Origin of the sequence: Undibacterium paludis, from assembly GCF_022568815.1 — a bacterium.
Classification (GTDB): domain Bacteria; phylum Pseudomonadota; class Gammaproteobacteria; order Burkholderiales; family Burkholderiaceae_D; genus Undibacterium.
The window spans coordinates 121,231-143,962 of record NZ_JAKZHX010000014.1; the positions used below are offsets into that span (position 1 = coordinate 121,231).

Annotated in this window: 20 protein-coding genes; 17 read left to right on the top strand and 3 right to left on the bottom strand. The window is 50.5% G+C overall.

Features of this window, described 5'->3' with window-relative positions; translation table 11 throughout:
• Positions 1-141: 141 nt before the first annotated feature.
• The 11 genes from LZ463_RS22635 (at position 142) to LZ463_RS22685 (ending at position 10,227) form a co-directional block, all read left to right on the top strand.
• Positions 142-531 (top strand): MAPEG family protein, encoded by a 390-nt coding sequence (locus tag LZ463_RS22635; protein ID WP_241458563.1) that lies wholly within the window; start codon positions 142-144, stop codon positions 529-531.
• Positions 528-1,553, top strand: a complete 1,026-nt coding sequence (locus LZ463_RS22640; RefSeq protein ID WP_241458564.1) for an AI-2E family transporter — start codon at positions 528-530, stop codon at positions 1,551-1,553. Before LZ463_RS22635 ends, LZ463_RS22640 begins: the two co-directional genes overlap by 4 nt.
• A gap of 53 nt (positions 1,554-1,606) precedes the next feature.
• On the top strand, positions 1,607-1,915 hold the full coding sequence (locus LZ463_RS22645; RefSeq protein WP_241458600.1) for an antibiotic biosynthesis monooxygenase family protein: 309 nt from the start codon (positions 1,607-1,609) through the stop codon (positions 1,913-1,915).
• 140 nt (positions 1,916-2,055) lie between these two features.
• A complete protein-coding gene (gshA, locus tag LZ463_RS22650; RefSeq protein WP_241458565.1) occupies positions 2,056-3,354 on the top strand; it encodes a glutamate--cysteine ligase in 1,299 nt (432 codons plus the stop codon).
• Positions 3,355-3,384: 30 nt separating this feature from the next.
• Positions 3,385-4,332, top strand: coding sequence for a glutathione synthase (gene gshB, locus LZ463_RS22655; RefSeq protein ID WP_241458566.1), 948 nt, complete (start codon positions 3,385-3,387; stop codon positions 4,330-4,332).
• A gap of 60 nt (positions 4,333-4,392) precedes the next feature.
• Positions 4,393-4,800, top strand: a complete 408-nt coding sequence (locus tag LZ463_RS22660) for a PTS sugar transporter subunit IIA (protein ID WP_241458567.1) — start codon at positions 4,393-4,395, stop codon at positions 4,798-4,800.
• Between the two features lie 27 nt (positions 4,801-4,827).
• Positions 4,828-5,097 (top strand): HPr family phosphocarrier protein, encoded by a 270-nt coding sequence (locus LZ463_RS22665; RefSeq protein WP_241458568.1) that lies wholly within the window; start codon positions 4,828-4,830, stop codon positions 5,095-5,097.
• A 317-nt stretch (positions 5,098-5,414) separates the two neighbouring features.
• The gene (gene ptsP / locus LZ463_RS22670) at positions 5,415-7,181 is read left to right on the top strand and encodes a phosphoenolpyruvate--protein phosphotransferase (protein ID WP_241458569.1); all 1,767 of its coding nucleotides are present in this window, start codon (positions 5,415-5,417) and stop codon (positions 7,179-7,181) included.
• 232 nt (positions 7,182-7,413) lie between these two features.
• Positions 7,414-8,589 (top strand): homoserine O-succinyltransferase MetX, encoded by a 1,176-nt coding sequence (gene metX / locus LZ463_RS22675; RefSeq protein ID WP_241458570.1) that lies wholly within the window; start codon positions 7,414-7,416, stop codon positions 8,587-8,589.
• Entirely contained in the window at positions 8,586-9,194 is a 609-nt protein-coding gene (metW, locus tag LZ463_RS22680; RefSeq protein WP_241458571.1) for a methionine biosynthesis protein MetW, read from the top strand. Before metX ends, metW begins: the two co-directional genes overlap by 4 nt.
• Before the next feature lie 130 nt (positions 9,195-9,324).
• Positions 9,325-10,227, top strand: a complete 903-nt coding sequence (locus LZ463_RS22685) for a M48 family metallopeptidase (protein ID WP_241458572.1) — start codon at positions 9,325-9,327, stop codon at positions 10,225-10,227.
• A gap of 389 nt (positions 10,228-10,616) precedes the next feature.
• Here the strand turns inward: LZ463_RS22685 and LZ463_RS22690 are convergent, their stop codons facing one another.
• The gene (locus tag LZ463_RS22690; RefSeq protein WP_241458573.1) at positions 10,617-10,835 is read right to left on the bottom strand and encodes a hypothetical protein; all 219 of its coding nucleotides are present in this window, start codon (positions 10,833-10,835) and stop codon (positions 10,617-10,619) included.
• On the opposite strand from LZ463_RS22690, the gene LZ463_RS22695 reads away from it, so the two are divergent.
• Together LZ463_RS22695 and LZ463_RS22700 are read left to right on the top strand one after the other, a co-directional pair.
• Positions 10,834-13,137 (top strand): TonB-dependent receptor, encoded by a 2,304-nt coding sequence (locus LZ463_RS22695; RefSeq protein ID WP_241458574.1) that lies wholly within the window; start codon positions 10,834-10,836, stop codon positions 13,135-13,137. The genes LZ463_RS22690 and LZ463_RS22695 overlap by 2 nt on opposite strands.
• A gap of 111 nt (positions 13,138-13,248) precedes the next feature.
• Positions 13,249-15,000, top strand: coding sequence for a bifunctional metallophosphatase/5'-nucleotidase (locus LZ463_RS22700; RefSeq protein WP_241458575.1), 1,752 nt, complete (start codon positions 13,249-13,251; stop codon positions 14,998-15,000).
• A 70-nt stretch (positions 15,001-15,070) separates the two neighbouring features.
• Here LZ463_RS22700 and LZ463_RS22705 read toward each other — a convergent pair whose 3' ends face one another.
• On the bottom strand, positions 15,071-16,234 hold the full coding sequence (locus LZ463_RS22705; protein ID WP_241458576.1) for a hypothetical protein: 1,164 nt from the start codon (positions 16,232-16,234) through the stop codon (positions 15,071-15,073).
• 85 nt (positions 16,235-16,319) lie between these two features.
• Entirely contained in the window at positions 16,320-17,093 is a 774-nt protein-coding gene (locus tag LZ463_RS22710; RefSeq protein ID WP_241458577.1) for an exodeoxyribonuclease III, read from the bottom strand.
• A gap of 182 nt (positions 17,094-17,275) precedes the next feature.
• On the opposite strand from LZ463_RS22710, the gene LZ463_RS22715 reads away from it, so the two are divergent.
• The 4 genes from LZ463_RS22715 (at position 17,276) to gmd (ending at position 22,732) form a co-directional block, all read left to right on the top strand.
• Positions 17,276-17,659, top strand: a complete 384-nt coding sequence (locus tag LZ463_RS22715) for a hypothetical protein (RefSeq protein WP_241458578.1) — start codon at positions 17,276-17,278, stop codon at positions 17,657-17,659.
• 23 nt (positions 17,660-17,682) lie between these two features.
• Complete coding sequence (locus tag LZ463_RS22720; protein WP_241458579.1) at positions 17,683-20,682, top strand: glycosyltransferase; 3,000 nt, start codon at positions 17,683-17,685, stop codon at positions 20,680-20,682.
• Positions 20,683-20,770: 88 nt separating this feature from the next.
• Positions 20,771-21,439, top strand: coding sequence for an orotate phosphoribosyltransferase (gene pyrE / locus LZ463_RS22725; RefSeq protein WP_241458580.1), 669 nt, complete (start codon positions 20,771-20,773; stop codon positions 21,437-21,439).
• Positions 21,440-21,694: 255 nt separating this feature from the next.
• Entirely contained in the window at positions 21,695-22,732 is a 1,038-nt protein-coding gene (gene gmd, locus LZ463_RS22730; protein ID WP_241458581.1) for a GDP-mannose 4,6-dehydratase, read from the top strand.

The window sequence follows — 22,732 nt, forward strand, 5'->3', positions numbered from 1 at the left end:
TCTGGGCTGGTAAAAAAGAAGACATAAAAGTGTAAGTGTCTGTTTCAATGTACTTTTGGTATTGTATTCTTGTACTTTACATCATTGGCCTCATCTATGTAGCTCGCGTTTCCATCATCTACCCCCTCTACTGGAGAATTTATGCATTTGCAATGGACATCCTGGTTAACGCTTGCGGTACTCTGCATGTATGTCTGGAATGTGATGACAGTGGGGCGGCTACGCATGAAGCTGGGGGTCAAGGCACCATCCATGGATGGTCCGCCTGAGTTCTTGCGCGCAGTGCGGGTGCAGACCAATACAGTAGAGCAGATGGTTTTTTTCTTTCCGGCACTGTGGATGTGTGCGATGTGGGCTAATGACGTGCTGGCAGCATCACTGGGGGTAGTGTGGCTGCTGGGGCGTGTCATGTATGCGCTGGCCTATCTGCAAGAGGCTGGCAAGCGCTCCATGGGTTTCCTGATTTCCAGCCTGGCTGCGGTTGCCTTGTCTCTGGGGACAGTGGCAGGTTTGACAGGAGTGCTGAAATGAAAACCAAATCTTTCACTGCTCCAGCCTTGTCACCTTCGGTATATGCCTCTTATATCCTGATGGGTATCGCCTTACTGTTGGTATTGAAGGCCGGCCTGCTGGTGGCCCTGTTTTCCGGTTTGCTGGTGTTTTCCATCATTCATGTCATGGCGCCAGCCATTGCCCTGCGCTTCAGGCATAAGCAGCCACGCATGATAGCGGTGGCTTTTTTGTCATTTATCCTGATTCTGGGCATCGTCCTGAGCGGCTGGGCCATCCATGCCTTCTTGCGCAGCGACGCCGGTAACCTGCACAGTCTGCTGCAGAAGCTGGCCGACATTATTGAAGCCTCACGCGGGCAATTGCCTGAGTGGGTAAGTACTAACTTGCCTGAGGACGTTGCCGCCTTGCGGGAGATGATGACACACTGGCTGCGTGAGCATGCCGGTGAGGCAAAGCAGATCGTGCCAGAAGCCGGTCACCTGATCGTGCATCTGTTGCTGGGCATGATCATAGGCAGCATGATCGCACTGCGTGACGCCAGTGGCGACAGTAACCACAAACCTTTTGCGGCGGCCCTGCAGCAAAGGATCAGCAATCTTGGCCAGATATTCCACAAGATCGTGTTTGCCCAGGTGCAGATATCCCTGATCAATACAGTGTTTTCAGCCATTTACCTGGCAGCCATCCTGCCCATGGCAGGTATCCACCTGCCGCTGACCAAGACCATGATAGCGATTACCTTCCTGGCCGGCCTGATACCGGTGGCTGGCAATATTATTTCAAATACCGTGATTGTTATTGTGGCATTGTCGAATTCGTTGAATGTGGCGATTGCATCCCTGGTATTCATGATAGTCATTCACAAGGCAGAATATTTCCTGAATGCGCGCATCATCGGTGCGCAGGTAAACGCCCGTGCCTGGGAATTGCTGACGGCCATCCTGGTGATGGAAACCCTGTTTGGCGTGCCCGGTGTGGTGGCAGCACCGGTGTTTTATGCCTATATCAAGAAAGAATTGAATGACCGTGGTCTGGTGTAGCGCCCTGGTCTGGCAAGCAAAAAAATTGTTGATTGAACCATTGAGGGAAAATGATGATACTCGAAGTTGCCGATATAAGAATACAGCCGGGCAAACAGGCAGAATTTGACGAAGCCATACAACGCGGCCTCAACGAAGTGATATGTCACGCTCGCGGTTTTCGTGGCTTCAAAGTCAATAAGGGCATAGAGTCTCCGGAGCGCTATTTGCTGATGATCTATTGGGAGACCTTGGAAAATCATACGATAGATTTCCGCGAGTCACCGGCCTTTATACAATGGCGCGCCATTGTCGGGCCTTATTTTGCCGCTGCGCCGGTCGTTGAGCATTTTGACTTGTTAAGCCAATCACAAGGCAAGTAATCCTGATTTTTTTGTCGTGCCTGGTATAAATCCGACTTGATTCCCGGCGTTTCATCCCAAGCTTAACAAGTCATGATTTGCCTTGTGCGCTGAGGTCGGCGTTATTTTTTGGCAAACGCTTGCTCTTCAAAAAGGTCATTATGGTCCCGCATCTTGTCACTGCCCTCAACGGCCCCCTGCTCGATCTTGAAAAAAAGATACTTGAAGCGACACCAGCGATAGAGCGCTGGTTCCGCCTTGAGTGGCAGGAACATACCCCGCCATTTTATTGTTCGGTCGATTTGCGCAATGCCGGTTTCAAGCTGGCACCAGTGGACACCAATTTATTCCCGGGCGGTTTTAATAATCTGGCATCAGAAATGCTGCCGCTGGCAGTACAGGCAGCTATGGCGGCGATAGAAAAATATTGTCCCGACGCGAAAAACCTGCTGGTGATACCCGAGAGCCATACCCGCAATGTGTTTTATTTGCAAAACATTGCGCGCATGATGCAAATTTTCCGTCAGACTGGCCTGAACGTGCGCCTTGGGTCCTTGTCTGCCGATATCACCGAGCCGACGCCGATTGACTTGCCCGATGGCAATCAACTGGTGCTGGAACCGCTGGAGCGTTCGGCCAATGGTCGTCGCCTGGGCCTGAAGAATTTCGACCCCTGTACCATCCTGCTCAACAATGATCTGTCGGCAGGCATACCCGCCATTCTGGAAGACCTCAACGAGCAGACCCTGCTGCCGCCTTTGCATGCAGGCTGGGCCTTGCGTCGCAAGAGCAATCATTTTTCTGCCTATGATGAAGTGGTGAAAAAATTTGCCAAGATGGTTGATATTGACCCCTGGATGCTCAACCCCTATTTTGCCAAATGCAAGGACGTGAATTTCCACGACCGCACTGGTGAAGATGCGCTTGTGGCAACGGTGGACACCATACTCGCCAAGATACGCAAAAAGTACAAGGAATACGGCATCAAGGAAAAACCCTTCGTCATCGTCAAGGCTGATGCCGGTACTTATGGCATGGGCATCATGACCGTGCACGATTCCAGCGAGGTGCGTGACCTTAATCGCAAGCAGCGTAACAAGATGTCGGTGGTCAAGGACGGCATGGAAGTGCGTGACGTGATCGTGCAGGAAGGTGTCTACACTTTTGAGCAAATCAGCGAATCGGTGGCTGAGCCGGTGGTGTACATGATAGACCGCTATGTCGTCGGTGGTTTTTATCGCGTGCACGAAGACCGTGGTGTTGATGAAAACCTCAATGCACCGGGCATGCACTTTGTGCCGCTGGCATTTGCGCAGCAACATGCCGTGCCGGATATGAAGGCAAAACCGGGCACCGCTGCACCAAATCGTTTTTACATGTATGGTGTCGTTGCACGCCTGGCTTTGCTGGCGGCCTCACTGGAATTGGAAAAGACCGATCCCAACCCCGAGATTTATTGACCCCTTTTGACAAGAATGTCGATTAACGCCATGAAAATCGCTTTTCTGACTGACCCGCTATCACAATTCAAGACGTATAAAGATTCCACCTATGCCATGATGGTGGAGGCCGACAAACGTGGTTATGCCATCCATTTTTTCGGCCCGGAGGATATGGCGCTGGAAAATGGTAAGGTCATCGCCAATATCCGCCGCATCAGGCTGACCGGTGACAGCAAGGACTGGTACCGCCTTGATGAACCTGTTGCATTGCCGCTCAGTGATTTTGACGCCATTGTGCAGCGTAAGGACCCACCCTTTGATATGGAATATATCTATGGGACTTACCTGCTTGAATTGGCAGAGAAGCAAGGTGCACGGGTATTCAACAAACCATCGGCGATACGTGACCATAATGAAAAACTCAGCATAGCCGAGTTCAGCCAGTTCACTGCACCGACTTTGGTCGCCCGTGATGAACAGCGTATCCGTGCCTTCCACAAAGAGCACCATGACATCATCCTCAAGCCGCTTGACGGCATGGGCGGTACCGGTATTTTCCGTATCGGCACCGACGGCATGAATCTTGGTTCAGTCATAGAAACACTGACCGTCAATGGCAGCCGTACCATCATGGTGCAAAGATATATACCGGAAATCGTCCATGGTGATAAGCGCATCCTGCTGATAGGCGGTAAAGTTGTTCCTTTCTGCCTGGCACGCATCCCTCAAAATGGCGAGGTCAGGGGTAACCTGGCAGCAGGCGGCCTGGGTGTAGCGCAGGAATTGTCGGCAACCGACCTTGAGATTGCACAGACTTTGGCGCCACAGCTTTATCAAAGAGGCTTGTTGCTGGTAGGATTAGATGTCATCGGTTCCAATTTGACAGAAGTGAATGTGACCAGCCCTACCTGCTTCCAGGAGATTACTCAGCAAAAAGGCTTCAATGTTGCCGGCATGTTTATTGACGCGCTGGAAGCAGCACTGGCACCGAAGTAAAAATGAAATAAAAATGGTGGTGAGCACGAGGCTCGTCCACACCGAGAGAGTCAGATAGCAATGGTTGGCATCCTTTTAATGACGCATGCACCTCTGGGCTCTGCTTTTATGCAGGCGGCAGCCCACGTTTTCCGTAGCATGCCAGAGCGGTTTGAGGCGATCGATGTGATCGCTGACCAGAATATTGATGAGGTTAACCGTCTGGCGCGCGACGCTGTACAGCGTCTTGACGATGGTTCTGGTGTGCTGGTGATCACAGATGTGATGGGAGGCACGCCATCGAACTGCTGTCGGCAGCTTGGGGAACCGGACAGGGTGGCGATCATCGCCGGCATCAGCTTGCCCATGTTGTTGCGGGCGATTACTTATCGTAGTGACGTACTTGACGTCGTGGTGGAAATGGCCTTGGCCGGTGGCCAGAACGGCGCCATTCGCCTCGACAATCGCGTACGTCTGGCACCAAACTAAATCAAAAGAAATTAAAGGAAGTCAGGCATGATTCAACAAGATATAGAAATCGTTAACAAACTGGGTTTGCATGCGCGCGCGTCAGCCAAGTTTACCCAGACAGCAAGCAAGTTTAAATCGGAAGTCTGGCTGACGCGCAATAACCGCAGGGTGAATGGCAAATCCATTATGGGCGTGATGATGCTGGCAGCAGGCAAGGGCAGCAAGGTCTTGCTGGAAACCGATGGCGTCGATGAACAGGCATGCTTCGACGCCATCCTCGCCCTGATCAATGACAAGTTTGGTGAAGGCGAATAAACCCTGGCGGTATGCATGTTACCCATGGATGAAGTGATGAAATTGATTAGTTATGTTGGCGATATATGAGTCGAAACAAATCGCAACATAATTTGCATTGTTATTTTGACTCTATTCAGTTACCTTGTTTTTCTTGAATGAAATCAATGATGTATTGATGCCTGATAAAGTACAGTATGAAGTTTGAAAAAACAGTCAGCCTGTAGGTACAGGGTACAGGCTGGAGCTGGTTGAGGCACGCTACGGACATACAAGAAATAAAGCAGGGCGGTAGCAATATGTGACGCCCGAAGAAAATGTAATTTGGGGGACAAAGCATGGCATCTTTTACACTGCAAGGCATCCCCGTTTCACGCGGTATCGCAATCGGACGCGCCCATCTGCTGCGTCCGGCAGCGCTGGATGTGCAACATTATCTGGTCGGGCAAGAGCAGATCGAAGCCGAAGTGCAAAGGCTGCAACAGGCCATCGTCCAGGTCCATAGGGAGTTACAGGCGATCTGGTCAGATCTGCCCGCAGACGCGCCAACGGAGCTTGGCGCTTTCATTGACGTCCATGTCCTGATTTTGTCTGATCCCATGATTTCCGAGGCTCCACTCGACATTATCCGTACCCGCCACTACAACGCCGAATGGGCCCTGGTCAGCCAGATTGATGAATTGTCTGCGCAGTTCGATGAAATTGAAGATGACTACCTGCGCGAGCGCAAGGCCGATATCCAGCAAGTCGCCGAGCGTGTACTTAAAGTCCTGACCGGCACTGCAAATGCTACCTCCCGTTCTGACGGTATTGATGAGCGCACGGCGAACATGATCGTGGTCGCCCGCGATATTTCACCGGCAGACATGATGCAATTCCGTGATGTTGCTTTTACCGGTTTTGTCACCGACGAAGGCGGCCACAATTCGCATACCGCCATCGTTTCACGCAGCCTTGGCATACCTGCCGTAGTCGGCATGGGCAATGCATCGCGTCTCATAGAGCAGGATGACTGGCTTATCATCGACAGTGACGCCGGTGTCGTCATCGTTGCACCGAGCACCCTGGTGCTAGAGCAATACCGTGACCGCCAGGCCGTGCTGGCCAAGGCCAGGAAGAAGCTGAACAAGCTCAAGAAGACGCCGGCAATCACGCAGGATGGGGTGGAAATCACCTTGCTGGCAAACATAGAATTGCCGCAGGATGCGGCTCCCGCACTGGAGGCAGGCGCCAGCGGTGTTGGTCTGTTCCGTTCCGAATTCCTGTTCATGGAAAGCAGTGGCCAGCAACACAAACTACCTACTGAAGAAGAGCAGTTTGAAGCCTACCGCACTGCCGTGCAGGCCATGAAAGGGCGGCCAGTCACCATTCGTACCCTGGATGTCGGCGCCGATAAACCGCTCGATACCACCGAGCACAATATCCTCAATCCGGCTCTGGGTCTGCGGGCGATTCGTTATTGCCTGGCCGAACCGCAGCTATTCCTGACGCAGTTGCGCGCAATTTTGCGCGCATCCGCTTTTGGCACCGTCAAGATATTGATACCGATGATGGCCCATGGCTTTGAAATTGACCAGACCCTGGCCATGATAGAGCAGGCCAAGGCTGAATTGCGTAGAGAAGGCAAGGATTTCGATGCAAAGATAGCCATCGGTGCCATGATAGAAATACCGGCTGCGGCCCTGTCCCTGCCCATGTTCGTCAAAAAACTCGATTTCCTGTCCGTTGGTACCAATGACCTGATCCAGTACACGTTGGCAATCGACAGGGCAGACCATGAAGTGGCACATCTGTATGACGATCTGCATCCGGCGATCCTGCAACTCCTGCAAATGATCATTACGGCTGGTGAGCGCGCCGGCATACCGGTATCCATCTGTGGCGGCATGGCCGGCGACATACGCCTGACGCGTTTGCTGACAGGCATGGGTTTCCGTGAATTGTCGATGCCGGCTGCCTTGTTGCCAGAGATTAAACAGGAAATCCTCAATACCAGGCTTGATGCCTTGCAGGGCCAGGTGAAGAAGATACTGCGCAGCTACGACGCCATCACCATACGCGAGACCCTGGCCGCCATGGGAGGTCAGTTGCCAACCATGCATTAGACTGATTACCGATGCGGGAGTGTCAGCAGTTTGACGTTGCCACCCCGTTTGGTTTATCCTTTGCATATTGCGCCGATTTGAAAATCAGCTTGCGGGCGCGGTTCGGAAAACATCCCGAATGATAAATACGGCTAAAGCGAGCTTGAATGCAGCTTTCCCTTCCCCACATTCAGCCCATCTTTTAGCCTTCCTGAGTTTTTTGATAACGGGTTCAATCCCGATGGAAGAGTGTATGTCATCCTCACCTGGATCAGTTGGTATCGTCACGCCACAAGCGTTTCAATTCGACGAGCCTTTGGCCTTGCAAAACGGCACGTCGATTGCCGCTTACACCCTGATGGTGGAAACCTATGGTCAGCTCAATGCCGACAAATCCAATGCAGTCCTGATCTGCCATGCCTTGAATGCCTCACACCATGTGGCCGGCGTATATGCTGACCAGCCCAAGAATGTAGGCTGGTGGGACAATATGGTCGGGCCCGGCAAACCGGTCGATACCAACAGGTTTTTTGTCATCGGCGTCAATAACCTGGGTTCCTGCTTTGGTTCTACCGGCCCCATGCACACCAATCCCGCTACGGGCAAGCCATATGGTGCTGATTTCCCTGTCGTGACCGTGGAAGACTGGGTCAATGCCCAGGCCAGGCTGGCTGATCGCATGGGTATTACACAATTTGCTGCAGTCATGGGCGGCTCTCTGGGGGGCATGCAGGCTCTGGCATGGAGTATTCTGTACCCGGACCGATTGCGTCATTGCGTGGTGGTGGCGTCTACTCCCAAGCTGTCGGCACAGAATATCGCCTTCAATGATGTGGCGCGCCAGGCGATCCTGACTGACCCTGATTTTCACGGTGGTGATTTCTACGCCCACAATGTTGTGCCGCGCCGTGGTTTGCGGGTGGCGCGCATGATAGGTCATATCACCTATCTGTCCGATGATGACATGGCAGAAAAATTTGGCCGTGACCTGAAAGGGGGCGACTACCAGTTTGGCTACGGTGTCGACTTTGAAATTGAATCTTACCTGCGCTATCAGGGGGATAAATTTTCGGATTATTTTGATGCAAATACCTATTTGCTGATTACCAAGGCACTTGATTATTTCGATCCGGCCCGTCATACAGGTGGCGACCTCGGTAAGGCATTGGCAAATACCAAGGCAAAGTTCCTGCTTGCATCATTCACGACGGACTGGCGTTTTTCACCTGAGCGCAGTCGCGAAATCGTCAAGGCACTGGTCAGCAACAAGCGCACTGTCAGCTATGCAGAAATCGATGCGCCGCATGGCCATGATGCCTTCCTGCTCGATGACTCGCGTTACCTGAGCCTGATTGCTGCGTATTATCGGCGCATTGATGCAGAATTACAGAGCGGCTTAAAAGCAGATTCGCAGGGAGCGCAAGCATGAATTTTTCCGAATTAAACATTTTGCGACCAGACCTGGCTTTCATCGCACACTGGATCAAGCCGCAGGCACAAGTACTCGACGTCGGCTGTGGCGATGGCGTCATGCTTGATTACCTGCAAAGCGACAAGCAATGCAATGGTTATGGTATAGAAATCGCTGATGACAAGGTGCTCGCCTGCGCGACGCGCGGCGTGAATGTCATACAGCAGGACATGGAAAATGGCCTGGGCATGTTTGAAGACAATGCTTTCGATACCGTCATGTGCCTGTCTTCATTGCAGATGATGAAACATGTTGAACCCTTGTTGCGTGACATTGCCAGGGTAGGGCGCGAAGCGATCGTTTCCTTCCCTAATTTTGGTTACTGGCCGCATCGTACGGCTTTGATACGGGGCAAGATGCCGGTATCGAAGTCCCTGCCTTACCAATGGTATGACACGCCCAATGTACGTTGCGCTACGATAGAAGATTTTGCGGACCTGGCGACAGAAGTTGGCCTGGAGGTACTTGAGTGCGTTGCTTTGCATGAAGGGCGACCAGTGACCTGGCTGCCCAATTTGCGTGGCAGTCTTGCCGTGTTCCGTTTGCGGAAGAAATCTGCCTGATTCCTGAGTGTGTTACTGTATTGATTCCCGCGCTGTTACCCGTGCCTGAAATTTTAAAGGCTTCATCTTTAAAATTTCGCCATTGACTTCATTTGGTGCGTATAAAATTGCCTTTTTTGTTGAAATTGCCATGAAACCGATTTATTCAGCATTTGTATTGTCCAGCCTGTTGGTCTTTGCCACGGGTGCAACAGCACATGGCGACACACCACAAGATGGTGTCAAGGTCGGGGACATGTCCATCATGCGCAAATTTGCGCCTACCGGTGCACTGGAGCAGCAGGCTGCAGCACAATATGCGCAAACCATGCGCCAGGCAGAACAGAAAAATGCCCTGGGACCGGACAATAATGCCCAGGTGATACGTTTGCGGGCAATTGCAGACAAAATCATTCCCCATGCGCTGAAGTGGAATGACCGCTCCAAGCAATGGAAATGGGAAATCAACCTGATCGGCTCCAAGCAAATCAATGCGTACTGCATGCCCGGCGGGAAGATTGCTTTCTATACCGGCATACTGGATACCCTGAAATTGACCGACGACGAAGTCGCTATCGTCATGGGGCACGAAATTGCCCATGCCCTGCGTGAGCACGGGGCAGAGAGGGCTGGCAAGGCAACGGTGGCCAATCTTGGTGTCAAAGCCGCTGAAATCTGGGCCAGCTACAAAGGCTATAACCCGAATGTGGTGGGTAGTGCCGCTGGCGGTCTGGCACAAGTCAGCATGCTTGCATTTTCTCGTGGCGATGAAACCGAGGCAGACATCGTCGGCCTTGATATTGCCGCCCGTGCCGGTTTTGATCCACGCGCCGGTGTCACACTCTGGCAGAAAATGGGCATGATCAACAAGAATTCACCACCGCAATGGCTCTCTACCCATCCGGCTGGCAAGTCAAGGATAGAAGAAATCAAACGCCACTTCCCTGAAGTCATGCCGCTGTATGCGCATGCAAAAGGGGTCAGCATCAGCTCGCTTCCACCATATCAAACCAATGTAAAAAACATTGCCCCCGTCATATATTCGGCAAATTGAATAGATTTACACTTAAATAAAGTATAAAAATTACAATTTGTGGCGCAATTGTGACAAAAAATTGCCAGTAGAATCACTTTGTCATCATCCTTTCACAATTGGATGGGACACTCTGCAAGTTCAAAATTTTATGTGTTAGACTATTTTCACATATCAAAATATCTGGATGCAGTAGATTGCCGCGAGCAAATTACTGAAAACAAAAGATGTCACAAGGAGATAGGCGCACTGTAAAAAGTCCGTCTGTTTTTTGTTTGGAAATAGCAATCGTTTGCGCAGGGCAGAAATAAAGATTTTTGAAAATAGCAATCGTTTGCGCGGCCAGGAAGCCTGTTTATATTTCCACTGTGGCATGTCTTTTCAGGTCTTTGTTGTGGAATTACAACCGGTTACAAAATAAATGCCAAAAAAACTGGCAAAGAACAAGCGGTGAAGGGGATGTCATCAGGCAGTTGTGATGGCTTGAGATGATAAACGGGGTTTTGCACTAATTTTTTCCATTTGTAAAATGATTCGGGAGCTTTAATGAAACAATCAAACAAATCGTCCGCATTTCCATCGCGTTTGTCGATGGTTGCAGTCGCATGCCAACTGGTATGCCTGAGCATGTCCTCAGCCTATGCGCAGCAGACAGAATCCAATGAACAGCCAGATGCAAACCGCGTCACCATCACCGGCAAAAAAGTCGGTATGGGTCTGATGGTGCAAGAAAATGCACCCAAGGCACGCAGTACGATTACTGCTGAGGAATTGGCCAAACAGCGTCCCACAGGCAATGCTTATGAAGCGCTGGAATTGATGCCTGCGGTCAACAGCTACAACTACGATGCAACGGGTTTGTTTGGTGGCGGTTTGACATTGCGCGGTTTTAACAGCGACCAGATCGGTGCGACCATCAATGGTGTTCCTGTCAATGATTCTGGTAGTTTCTCTGTATTTCCACAAGAATTCGTTGATCAGGAAAACACCTGTACTCAATTTGTTACCCAGGGTTCTACCGATGTGGATTCTCCACAGATCGGTGCGACCGGTGGTAACTTCGGTATCACGACTTGCGACCCTGCCAAAGAAAAACGTTTCCGCGTCATGCAGACTCTGGGTGGTCTGAAGCTGTCCAAGACTTATGTACGTTATGACACCGGTTTGTGGGGTGATGGCCGTTCCCGTTTCTTCATTTCTGCTTCCCATGCACAGGCAGACAAATGGAAGGGTGAAGGCGGCGCTGACCGTAACCACGTTGACGCTGGTTACCGCATCGATTTCGACAAGTTCAATTCCATCAATGCAGTAGTGTTGTATAACCGTGCGATCAACCAGAACATCAGCACTTTCAATCTGGCTGACCTGGCAAAAAATGGTTATTACTATGACTACTCGACCAAATTCATCGGTCACGTTACTCCGACCAAGGGTAAGGCTGATAACGATCCTAGCCAGGCGAATGCCGACACTTTCTACCAATTGACAAAAAATCCGTTTGAAAACGTGATTGCTTCCGTCACCGGTAAATTCCGAATTGGTGAAAACACGGACGTTAAAGTCATTCCTTACTACTGGTATGGTTATGGTACAGGCGGCGTACAGCAACGTCTGCAAACTGAATCTGCGTTCCTGAATCAAACTACAGGCAAGCTGACTGCCGGTGTCGATCTGAACGGCGACGGCGATACACTGGACAAAGTGATTGTTGCCAACAGTAGCGTGACACGTACCAACCGCCCTGGTGTGACTGCTTCTATCGTTCATACTATCGACAACCACCAGATCCTGGCTGGTGTATGGTACGAACGTGCAACGCACGAACAGTTCGGCCCTATGGTTGCCGTTGATGCCAATGGTAACGCTGCCGACATCTGGTTGAAAGACGGCCGCATCACACGTCCTGACGGTACACCTTTCCAAAGCCGTGACTGGAAAACCATCAGTACTGCTTATCAGTTCTCCCTGCAAGACACCATCAGCCTGTTGAATGACAAGCTGAGTATCAACGTCGGTGTACGTGTGCCAACCATGAAACGTGACTTCACCAACTATGCGAATGAAGGCACCAACTCAGGCACGACTTACAATATCGAACGCAGCTACACCAAGGCCTTGCCACAACTGGGTGCACGCTATCAGATCGATAACAACAATCAGATCTTCGCCAGCCTGGCACGTAACATGAAGGTACCGCCAAACTTTGTCTATGCAACGACAAATAACGCGAAAATCAACCCTGATGGTAGCGTCGGTTTCGTCGAAGTACCGCCAGAAACCTCTTATAACTTCGATTTGGGCTATCGCCTGCAAAGCGATAAGTTGACTGCTCAGGCAACAGTTTATACAGTCGACTTTACTGACCGCCAGGCAACTGCTTATGATCCGGTCGCTAACCAAAGCTCGGTTGTCAATGTCGGTAAGGTAAAAACCAAAGGCTTTGAAGTTGAACTGGGTAACACACCTGTCAACGGCTGGTCTTTCTATGGTTCCGTTGGTTATGCGAAGAGCGAAATCAAAGATGATCTGCTCGTGGCAAAAAATGTGTACCTGCCAACAGCTGGCAAGGCAATGACTTTGACGCCTGAATGGAAGGCTGGTCTGAGCGCACAGTATGAAACAGCCGTCTGGTACACACGTCTGAAAATGAAATACACAGGCGGCCAGTTTGCCACCATGACGAATGATGAATTCGTACCTGGTTACACACTGCTGGGTTTTGATGCTGGTTATCAATTCCCGAACACCAGCTGGCTCAAAAAGCCAACGGTGCGTCTGAGCGTCAGCAATATCACGAACGAAAAATACCGTAACCCATCCAGCTTCAACATCACCAATGCAACGGCCTATCCTGGCGCGGCTGCAAAAGGTGTGTTCTACTACCTCGGTGCACCACGCTTTACATCGGTTACCCTGTCTGCAGATTTCTGATCTGAAGACGTGATGCTGTGAAACAGCGATTTCGCAGCGAACCGGTATGCTTTAAACCTGCAACAAGTTTTCTTGTTGCAGGTTTTTTCATTTGAATTTGAAAAACTTGCCATGCAAAAGTTAAAACCGACCTTGAGATTGATCCTTACACTGAGTTTGTTCGGCCTGTTTGCCGCCTGTACAACGACAAATACAGCGAACAATTCTGCAGCCAGCGCAGCCAAAACCGTCACCACGGACATCACTATTTTCAGTATCAATGATTTTCATGGCAACTTGCAGTCCGACCAGCCTGTGCCTTATATGGCCAGCAAGGATGATGCAGCGCATCCGGGTATAAAAATTTCTGCGCCAGCAGGCGGTTATGCTTTTCTGACGTCGAAACTCAATGAGCGCCGCCAGGCAGTGGGGGCCAGCATCCTGGTTGGCGCCGGTGACCTGATCGGCGCATCGCCCATGGGTACGGCATTGCTCAAGGACGAGCCAGTGATAGAGGCATTGAATCGTCTCAATCTGTCCGTTACCGCGATCGGCAATCATGAGTTTGACAATGGTACGGCAGACCTGATGCGCAAGATCAAGGGCGATTGCCCGGCGACAGGATGTGCCTATGCCGGCTTCAGTGGCGCCCGCTTTCCCTATCTGGGAGCAAATGTGCATGAGCAGGGTAGTGACAAGCCGTGGCTGACGCCTTACGTGATACGCCAGGTCGGTGATGTCAAAGTCGGTTTCATTGGTGCGGTGACTTCTGATGTCCCCAACCTGGTCGCCGGTGATGCCGTCAAGCACCTGCGCTTTGAAGACGAGGCGACAGCGATCAACCGCTATGTGCCGGAACTGCAGAAACAGGGTGTTGCTGCCATCGTGGTTTTGATACATGAAGGTGCCATCTACAAGGGTTCAGAAAATGATCCGACCTATCGTTGTGAAGGTTTGCAAGGGCCTATCATTGAAATCAGCAAAAAACTGGACAAGGCGATCAGTCTGGTGGTGTCTGGTCATTCGCATCAGGGTTATACCTGCAAGATCGATGGTCGACTGGTAGTGCAGGGGCGCAGTTACGGTAGTTTCCTGACAGAGTCGACGTTGACCATAGACCGTGCCAGCAACCAGGTCATCAAGGCAGTTGCGGTTAATCATCTGATCGACCAGAAAGTGATAAAACCTGATCAGGCTGCTCAGCAACTGGTCGATCAGGTAGCGGCACAGACGGCCGGTCTGCGCCAGCGTCCGGTCGCCAGACTCAGTGCTCCTCTGCTGCGTGGTAGTGAGGGAGGTGCATTTGACAGTGCACTGGGCAATATCATTGCTGACGCCCAGCTTCACATGGGGCAACACGCCGGCGGTGCTGATCTGTCCTTCATGAATGCCGGCGGCATACGCAGTGATGTGCCTTCAGGCAAACCACAAGCTGCGGTCGAGCTGACTTATGGCGACTTGTATGCAGCACAGCCATTTGGCAACAACATTGTCCGCATGAAATTGACTGGTGCACAAATCATGACCTTGTTGCAGCAGCAGTGGCTGGGCCGTGCTGTTGATGATCCGAAAAAACTGTTTGTCTCTCACACGATGAGCTATAGCTGGGATCCTCAGGCAGCCATAGAGCAACGTATCAGGGATGTCAAAATCAAGGGCAAACCTTTGGATCTGAACCAGCAATATAGCGTCGTGGTCAACAGCTTCCTGGCAGATGGTGGCGACGGTTTCGTCGTTCTCAAGCAAGGCCAGGATCGTGAGCTGATAGGTCGTGACCTGGAGGCTTTCGAGTCCTATGTGAGGGAGCAGGGCAGCCGTTTGACAGAGGTCAAACGTGACCGTGTCAAGCGAATCTCAGATGGAGTTTCCAAACATGCCAAATAGAATCTGCTGTTAGGCTGGGAACCGCATTCTCGTACACTACGGCAAGAGAATGCGGTTAGTGATAGAGATATTATCTGGCGATAACTTTATCTTGTTTTATATAGGAACCACCCAACCATCTTGTGCGAAATTCCAATGAGTGACCTGCAGTCGAAGTAAATGGAACGCTGAAGTCTGTATAAGTGAATGGACCTCGGAATTCACTACGACGTATCTGTCTGCTTGCCAGAACAGAACCTGTGCTGGCGTCATTGACCTCCAGAACAACGATGGCATTATTGTCAGCACTGACATTATCTGCCTGCAATGTAAATACAGCGCTATGGTTACCACCACCCAGACCAGTGGTGTAGGGACCGTAATTTAAATACTGTCCTGGGGCATCATTGACCACATTGACACTCCAGCCGTCACCGTCAGCCCTGCCTATCTGGTGATAGGCCGATTCTTCTGTCTGGAAGGTCAAGCCAGGTAACAGTGATGGGTCTGTCTTGCTTACTTGAATATAACCAGTAACGTTTGCCCGGTCACCCTGATTCACCGCACCCCAGGAGAACTCCACATTTCTTGTATCTGGATGATTGACGAAGTACAAGTTCATCGGCCTTGTGGTGCCTGTCAATGTGACCCGAATCGTATAGTCTGGTGAAATAATTTCACCCCAGGTTTGATTGCCGCCAGCGTTGAAAATATAAACAGGCTGACCTGTTGCCGGAATGGTGTAGGCAAATGGGTTGTCTGAATACTTGTATAGCGGTGAACCAGCAAAACGAAAGTATTGGAAGACATTCTTATTGGCATCCATGGGCATGCTTAGCGTCGCAAAATTGTATGCTGACGGACCAAATTCACCTCCAAAGTTGAGTTTGGTCGGATCAAGCCCGTCTTGTGCAAATTGCAGCCTGAACGGTAAGTTCGGTGTCTGAGCCTGAGTAAACGGGAACATGATGCCCCCGTTGTTGTGGTTGCAGGTTGTAATGTTGGCCGGTGTATCGCTCAGTGTGGCGCTCCCTATGAAACCAAAGCCACATCCTGTGAGCAAGGCAACGCCATCTGCATAGATCTGACTAACGCCGTAATTTGTCTCGGTAACAAACTGAACGTTGACGGCGCTTGCCGTTACGCAACTGGCCGCCAATAGCGAAGAAAATACAACTTTTGATAATTTTTTTAACATGGCTACTTTAATTGAGAGAAATAAAATAATGAAAACTGAAGAGGCAATCGCAGGCAAATATTGCCTGTTTGCACTTATTGTTATTCATTAAATTAATTTTATCAACTAAATCAAGCCTGAAGGAGATTTCAAAAAAATTTCATTATTTATATGTAATGATCAAAGGCGCATGATCAGAAAAGCGTTCGTCCTTGTAGATGGAGGCGGTATGTGCTTTCTTGCCTATGTCGCTGGTAGCGACATGGTAGTCAATACGCCAACCGACATTGTTGGCCCAGGCCTGACCACGGTTGCTCCACCAGGTATAAGCCTCGCCGGTGGTTTCTGGGTGCAGGTGGCGATACACGTCGAGCCAGCCCTGCTCTTCAAACAGGCGCGTCATCCATGCGCGTTCTTCCGGTAAAAAGCCTGAATTCTTTTGATTGCTTTTCCAGTTCTTCAGGTCAATTTCTTTGTGGGCGATATTCCAGTCACCACAGATGACGATTTCACGTCCTTCAGCGATCAGACTCTGCAGATGTGGATAGAACAGCTCCATGAAACGAAACTTGGCTTCTTGCCGTTCAGGTGACGAGGAGCCGGACGGGCAATAGACGGAAATGACCGAGAGCTTGCCAAAATCACAGCGTACATAACGTCCTTCGGCATCAAATTCTTCACTGCCAAAACCTGTCATGACAGCATCCGGCGCTTTCTTGCTGTATATACCGGTACCGGAATAACCTTTTTTTTCGGCATAGTGAAAGTGGCCGTGGTAGCCATGAGGGTTCAAGAAATCCGGCGTCATGTCTGCCGCCTGCGCCTTTAACTCCTGCACGCAGACTACATCGGGGTTTTCTTTCTTCATCCACTCAAAAAAACCTTTTTTTGCGGCAGAGCGTATGCCGTTCAGGTTGGCAGAGATAATTTTAGTCATGTTGGCTGGTTTTACATGAAAAATAAGACAGAAAGCATACCAGATACTGGCTATTCGGGTGTGTTGACGCGATATGCAGGGTGCAAATTAAAGCCAACTAGTCCGGTAGGGCATGGGTGATGGTTTATACTTGCATACTTTTTTCTTCCCGAATCCAATTCACCACCATCTCCGACCCTATCATGAATGAAGAGCAATTGCGTGCAGAACTCAAAGCAGTGTATGGCAGTGTTTCCTGGAAAATCACTGCGCCATTACGATTGCTTGGCAAAACATTCAGTATGTTGAAAAACGGTGGTTTGAATCTGCGTTCGCTACTGGTCCGGACTGCTCGCTATATCGCACGGCAACCGCGCATCAAGCAGTTGGGCATGAAGCTGTTGAACTATTTCCCAGGAGTCAAGCGCAGATTGAAGAGGGTATTGCTTGCCAACCATGCGCCAGCGATTTCTACTGCTGATCCGAAATTTGTTGTGAAATCATCGAGGCAAGGACCACCTTCCCTGTCGCCCAAGGCCAGGTTGATCTTGAGTCAACTGCAAGCTGAAATGAGTCGTTTCAAATAAACAGGTAATAAACAGGTTGCAAAATGCGTATTCTTATTGATTTACAAGCCTGCCAGTCAACTGGCAGTCGTCATCGCGGCATCGGGCGTTATTCTTTGTCGCTGGCGCAAGCCATGGCAAGAAATGCCGGATCGCATGAAATGCACCTGCTGCTCAACAGCTTGTTTGCTGACAGCCTGTCGCCAGTGCAGCAGGCTTTCGATGGTTTGATTGCTCACCACCATTTTCACTATTGGAAGAGCCCGGCGCCGGTCAATGAATTTGATCCTGCCAATGCCTGGCGGGTGCGTGCCGGCGAAATGCTAAGAGAGCAGGCAATAGCAGAATGGCAGCCAGACATGGTGCATGTCAGCAGCCTGTTTGAAGGTTTGACCGATAATGCCCTGACCAGCATAGGCCAGAATGGTGACTATCAGCCTACGGCGGTCACGCTGTATGACCTGATCCCACTGATTAATTCAGCGCATTACCTGGAAAACGATACCGTCAGAGCCTGGTATTTTCGCAAGGTTCGTGCCTTGAAGCGTGCCGATCTGCTACTGGCAATTTCTGGCTCATCTCGCCAGGAAGGGCTGGACTGGTTGAATCTGCCGCCTGAGCGCATCGTCAATATTTCTTCAGCAGTCGATGAACGTTTTGGGCTGCATGACTATGCGCCAGACAGTCTGACAGAAATCAAAACGCGTTATGGCCTGACACGGCCTTACCTGATGTACACCGGCGGTATTGATTTGCGCAAGAATGTCGAGGCATTGATACGCGCCTTTGCGGCTCTGCCCTCAACTTTCAGGCAACAATATCAGCTAGCCATCGTTTGCAGTGTACAACCCGCTGACCGTGAGCGTTTGCAAGGCCTGATGAAACAAGCCGGTTTGCAGGATGATGAAGTAGTGCTGACTGGTTTTGTCCCGGATGAAGTATTGCCGCCGCTTTACCATGCCTGCGCATTGTTTGTATTCCCGTCCTGGCACGAAGGTTTTGGCTTGCCCGCACTGGAAGCGATGTCATGCGGTGCGCCTGTCATCGCTTCGAACACCAGCAGTTTGCCAGAAGTGGTAGGCAGGGCCGATGCCTTGTTCAATCCACATGACGAACGTGCCATCACTGAAAAACTGTTCCATACCTTGAGTGATAAAAATTACCTGCAAAGCCTGCGTGAGCATGGTATACAGCAGGCAAAAAAATTCTCATGGGACGCCTCGGCAAAGACAGCACTGACTGCATTTGAGCAGCAGCATGATTTGCAGGTGCAGAAGAAAAAAGTATCAGTTGGCGTGACGTCAGACCAGCCCAAGCCGCGTCTGGCGTATTTCTCGCCTTTACCGCCCGAACGTTCCGGCATTGCGGACTATAGTGCTGAGCTATTGCCAGAATTGTCCGCTTATTATGAGATTGACCTCATTATTGATCAGACACAAGTTAGCGATGACTGGCTGTCGGCCAATTTTCCTTTGCGTAGCCTGGCATGGTTCGCCCAGCATGCCCATCGCTACGACAGGATAGTCTATAACTTCGGTAATTCGACCTACCATACTTATATGCTCGATGTGCTTGACCGCTATCCAGGTATCGTGGTCTTGCATGACTTCTTCCTCAGTGGTTTGATGGCGCATCTGGAATTGACCGGCACGCACCCGCAAATCTGGTCACAGGCCTTGTATCGCTCTCATGGTTTTCAAGCTTTGCTGGCAAAGCAGAATACCGATGACCTCAATCAGATCATCTGGGCCTATCCCTGCAATCACCTGGTGATGGAAATGGCGGCAGGCATGATCGTCCACTCTGAATTTTCCATGAAGCTGGCGCGTCAGTGGTATGGCGAACAGGCGACCGATAACTGGCAACGTATCCCGCACATGCGAAATATACCGCAACGGACAGACCGTCAAAAAGCCAGACAGGAACTGGGTATGCAGGCAGAGGATTTCCTGGTGTGCTCTTTTGGCCTGATGGGACCGACCAAGCTGAACCACATGTTGCTTGATGCCTGGTTGCAGTCGCCTTTGGCTGCCGACCCCCATTGCCATCTGGTTTTTGTCGGTAAAAATGATGCAGGTGAATATGGCAGTAATCTGCTGAAAAAGATCAAGCAAGCCGGTTTGAGCGAACGCATCACAATTACCGGTTTTGCTGATGCCAGACTGTTCCAGACCTATTTGCAGGCAGCGGATGCCGGTGTGCAATTGCGCGGGCTTTCGAGGGGAGAATCATCTTACACAGTCCTTGATTGCATGGCCTATGGGTTGCCTACCATCGTCAACAGTAACGGTGCCATGGCGGAATTGCCCGAGCATGCGCTGATCAAGCTTGAGGAGGATTTTGAATTGCAGGTTTTGGCAGAAAAATTGCTGACCTTGCGCGAATCTGTTGAGTTCAGACAGCAGTTGGGGGCCAAGGCGCTAGAGCATATGAAATTACATCATATGCCACATAAAGTTGCGCGCCAGTATTTTGATTTTATCGAGCATGTTTATCAGCATGAAGCAGTGAGTCAGCTGGGGCATACCCTGTCCGGCATTGCAAGACTTGACGGTCAGCCAGCTGAAAGTGATTTGCTGTCGCTGGCACAATGTCTGGCCAGCAATCAGCGCATGGCGGCCGCTCCACGTGTCTTGTTAGACCTGTCTGAAGTGAAGACAGTCCTGCCGGCGCAGACGATGAAATTGATATTGACAAAATTATTAGTCCAGAGCCCTGCGCCCTGGCGCCTCGAACCAGTCCTGTTTGACAAGGCCAGTTGGCGCTATGCTCATGGATTTGCCTGCCGCACTCTGGGGCTGTCACCCGTTCTGGATGAAGATGAAGTCATAGAATTGCGTCCGGAAGATGTGCTGGTGCGTATGCTTGACGCAAAACAGACGCAAGAGGTTGAGCCAACCTGGCAGGGTGCGCAACTGGCACAGGGGGCTGGCATACGTGCATTGACCCTATTCATCGATGTTGCCAATCTGGAAAAGACTGGCGGCGCAGAAAAGAACGTTGAGATGAGCGCAAGCATATGGTGGCAGCAAATACAGCAGTAACAGGCATTTTTGTGCGTATCATGCATGCTTAACCAGATAAACTATTTAATTGAATTTGTAATTTTCTATTTGCAACTGAGGTAACCATATGGCGAATAATCTGAAACAGGAATTTATTCACTTTGCTGTTGGGGCAGGTGTGCTCAAGTTTGGCAGCTTTGTTACCAAGGCTGGACGCACCTCACCGTATTTCTTTAATGCCGGTCTGTTCAACGACGGTAAAAATCTCGGGCAAATCGCTGATTTCTATGCCCAGACCCTGCTGGATTCAGGCATAGAGTTCGATATGCTGTTTGGCCCAGCCTACAAGGGCATCACCCTGGCGTCGGCCACTGCGGTAGCCTTGGCGCGCAAGGGCAGGAATGTTCCATTTGCCTACAACCGTAAAGAAGCCAAGGACCATGGCGAGGGCGGCAACATAGTCGGCGCCAGGCTGGCTGGCAAAGTAGTCATTATTGATGACGTGATTTCTGCAGGTACTTCAGTACGCGAATCGGTGGAAATTATCCGTTCTGCAGGTGCCACACCCAGTGCCGTATTGATTGCCCTGGACCGTATGGAACGCTCAGGCAAGGATGACGCCCTGTCTGCGCATTCCGCAGCCCAGGAGGTTGGTCACACTTATGGCATGCCAGTCACAGCGATTGCCAATTTAAATGATTTATTTGATTATTTGTCAACAGCGGGCGCAGCTGAACAACTTTCGCAGTATAAAGATGCTGTTGCAGAGTATCGCCGGCGCTACGGTGCCGCTTGAATAATTAATTTCATATTTGATAATTAATTATATTGCGGTCAAGCAAAAGAGTGGACGTTTCAGTATGAAATGATGCCGCGATGGCATCTCTTACAAGCACTTGCATTAAATTTGCGCAGTGCGGCGAACACTCATTGTATACTGTGCAACGGCAAATAAAATGTGATCGTCATCACAGATGGTTTCCTGCTGGCGGTCCATCATCTGGTTAGAGAAGAATTTTGAATGTTCGCTTTAGCGAAGAGGTTTTCTTGAATGAGTAAAAAAGCGTTAATCACTGGTATTACTGGTCAGGACGGAGCCTATCTGGCTCAATTGCTGCTGGAAAAAGGCTATACCGTCTACGGCACGTATCGCCGTACCAGTTCAGTCAATTTTTGGCGCATAGAAGAACTTGGCATTGCCAAGCATCCAGCCCTGCACCTGGTTGAATATGACCTGACGGATTTGTCGGCAAGCATACGCCTGTTGCAAACGACAGGTGTGACCGAGGTATATAACCTGGCGGCGCAAAGCTTTGTCGGCGTATCGTTTGAGCAGCCGCTGACAACGACAGAAATTACCGGTATTGGTGCATTGAACCTGCTAGAAGCTATACGCATCGTCAATACAGAGATCCGTTTTTACCAGGCATCGACTTCAGAGATGTTTGGCAAGGTACAGGCAGTACCACAAATCGAGTCCACCCCGTTTTATCCGCGTAGCCCTTACGGCGTGGCCAAATTGTATGCACACTGGATGACAATCAATTATCGTGAGTCCTACGGCATTTTTGGTTGCAGCGGTATTCTGTTCAATCATGAGTCACCGTTGCGTGGCCGTGAATTCGTGACACGCAAGATTACGGATTCTGTTGCAAAGATTAAACTCGGCAAGCTTGATGTCTTAGAACTTGGCAATATGGATGCCAAACGTGACTGGGGCTTTGCCAAGGAGTACGTAGAAGGCATGTGGCGCATGCTGCAGGCTGACAAACCTGATACCTTTGTGCTGGCGACCAACCGTACTGAAACTGTGCGCGATTTTGTCACCATGGCCTTCAAGGCTGCCGACATCAAGCTGGTCTGGGCTGGTGAGGGCGAGCATGAAACGGCCAGTTGCGCCCGTAGCGGCAAATTGCTGGTACGCGTCAATCCAAAATTCTATCGCCCTGCTGAAGTTGAACTCTTGATTGGTGATCCGGCCAAAGCGAAAAAAGTGCTGGGTTGGGAGCCAAAGACGACGCTGGAAGAATTGTGCCAGATGATGGTAGCGGCAGATTTGCGACGTAACGAGAATGGCGCATCGTTCTGA

Excerpts from the sequence above, each read along its gene's own strand:
- LZ463_RS22695 (WP_241458574.1), top strand. The coding sequence starts at position 10,834 with ATGTCCTCAGCCTATGCGCAGCAGACAGAATCCAATGAACAGCCAGAT.
- gshA (WP_241458565.1), top strand. The coding sequence starts at position 2,056 with ATGGTCCCGCATCTTGTCACTGCCCTCAACGGCCCCCTGCTCGATCTT.
- LZ463_RS22665 (WP_241458568.1), top strand. The coding sequence starts at position 4,828 with ATGATTCAACAAGATATAGAAATCGTTAACAAACTGGGTTTGCATGCG.
- pyrE (WP_241458580.1), top strand. The coding sequence starts at position 20,771 with ATGGCGAATAATCTGAAACAGGAATTTATTCACTTTGCTGTTGGGGCA.
- LZ463_RS22660 (WP_241458567.1), top strand. The coding sequence starts at position 4,393 with ATGGTTGGCATCCTTTTAATGACGCATGCACCTCTGGGCTCTGCTTTT.
- ptsP (WP_241458569.1), top strand. The coding sequence starts at position 5,415 with ATGGCATCTTTTACACTGCAAGGCATCCCCGTTTCACGCGGTATCGCA.
- LZ463_RS22715 (WP_241458578.1), top strand. The coding sequence starts at position 17,276 with ATGAATGAAGAGCAATTGCGTGCAGAACTCAAAGCAGTGTATGGCAGT.
- LZ463_RS22685 (WP_241458572.1), top strand. The coding sequence starts at position 9,325 with ATGAAACCGATTTATTCAGCATTTGTATTGTCCAGCCTGTTGGTCTTT.
- LZ463_RS22640 (WP_241458564.1), top strand. The coding sequence starts at position 528 with ATGAAAACCAAATCTTTCACTGCTCCAGCCTTGTCACCTTCGGTATAT.
- LZ463_RS22720 (WP_241458579.1), top strand. The coding sequence starts at position 17,683 with ATGCGTATTCTTATTGATTTACAAGCCTGCCAGTCAACTGGCAGTCGT.
- gshB (WP_241458566.1), top strand. The coding sequence starts at position 3,385 with ATGAAAATCGCTTTTCTGACTGACCCGCTATCACAATTCAAGACGTAT.
- LZ463_RS22645 (WP_241458600.1), top strand. The coding sequence starts at position 1,607 with ATGATACTCGAAGTTGCCGATATAAGAATACAGCCGGGCAAACAGGCA.
- metW (WP_241458571.1), top strand. The coding sequence starts at position 8,586 with ATGAATTTTTCCGAATTAAACATTTTGCGACCAGACCTGGCTTTCATC.
- LZ463_RS22700 (WP_241458575.1), top strand. The coding sequence starts at position 13,249 with ATGCAAAAGTTAAAACCGACCTTGAGATTGATCCTTACACTGAGTTTG.
- gmd (WP_241458581.1), top strand. The coding sequence starts at position 21,695 with ATGAGTAAAAAAGCGTTAATCACTGGTATTACTGGTCAGGACGGAGCC.
- LZ463_RS22710 (WP_241458577.1), bottom strand. The coding sequence starts at position 17,093 with ATGACTAAAATTATCTCTGCCAACCTGAACGGCATACGCTCTGCCGCA.
- LZ463_RS22635 (WP_241458563.1), top strand. The coding sequence starts at position 142 with ATGCATTTGCAATGGACATCCTGGTTAACGCTTGCGGTACTCTGCATG.
- LZ463_RS22690 (WP_241458573.1), bottom strand. The coding sequence starts at position 10,835 with ATGCTCAGGCATACCAGTTGGCATGCGACTGCAACCATCGACAAACGC.
- metX (WP_241458570.1), top strand. The coding sequence starts at position 7,414 with ATGTCATCCTCACCTGGATCAGTTGGTATCGTCACGCCACAAGCGTTT.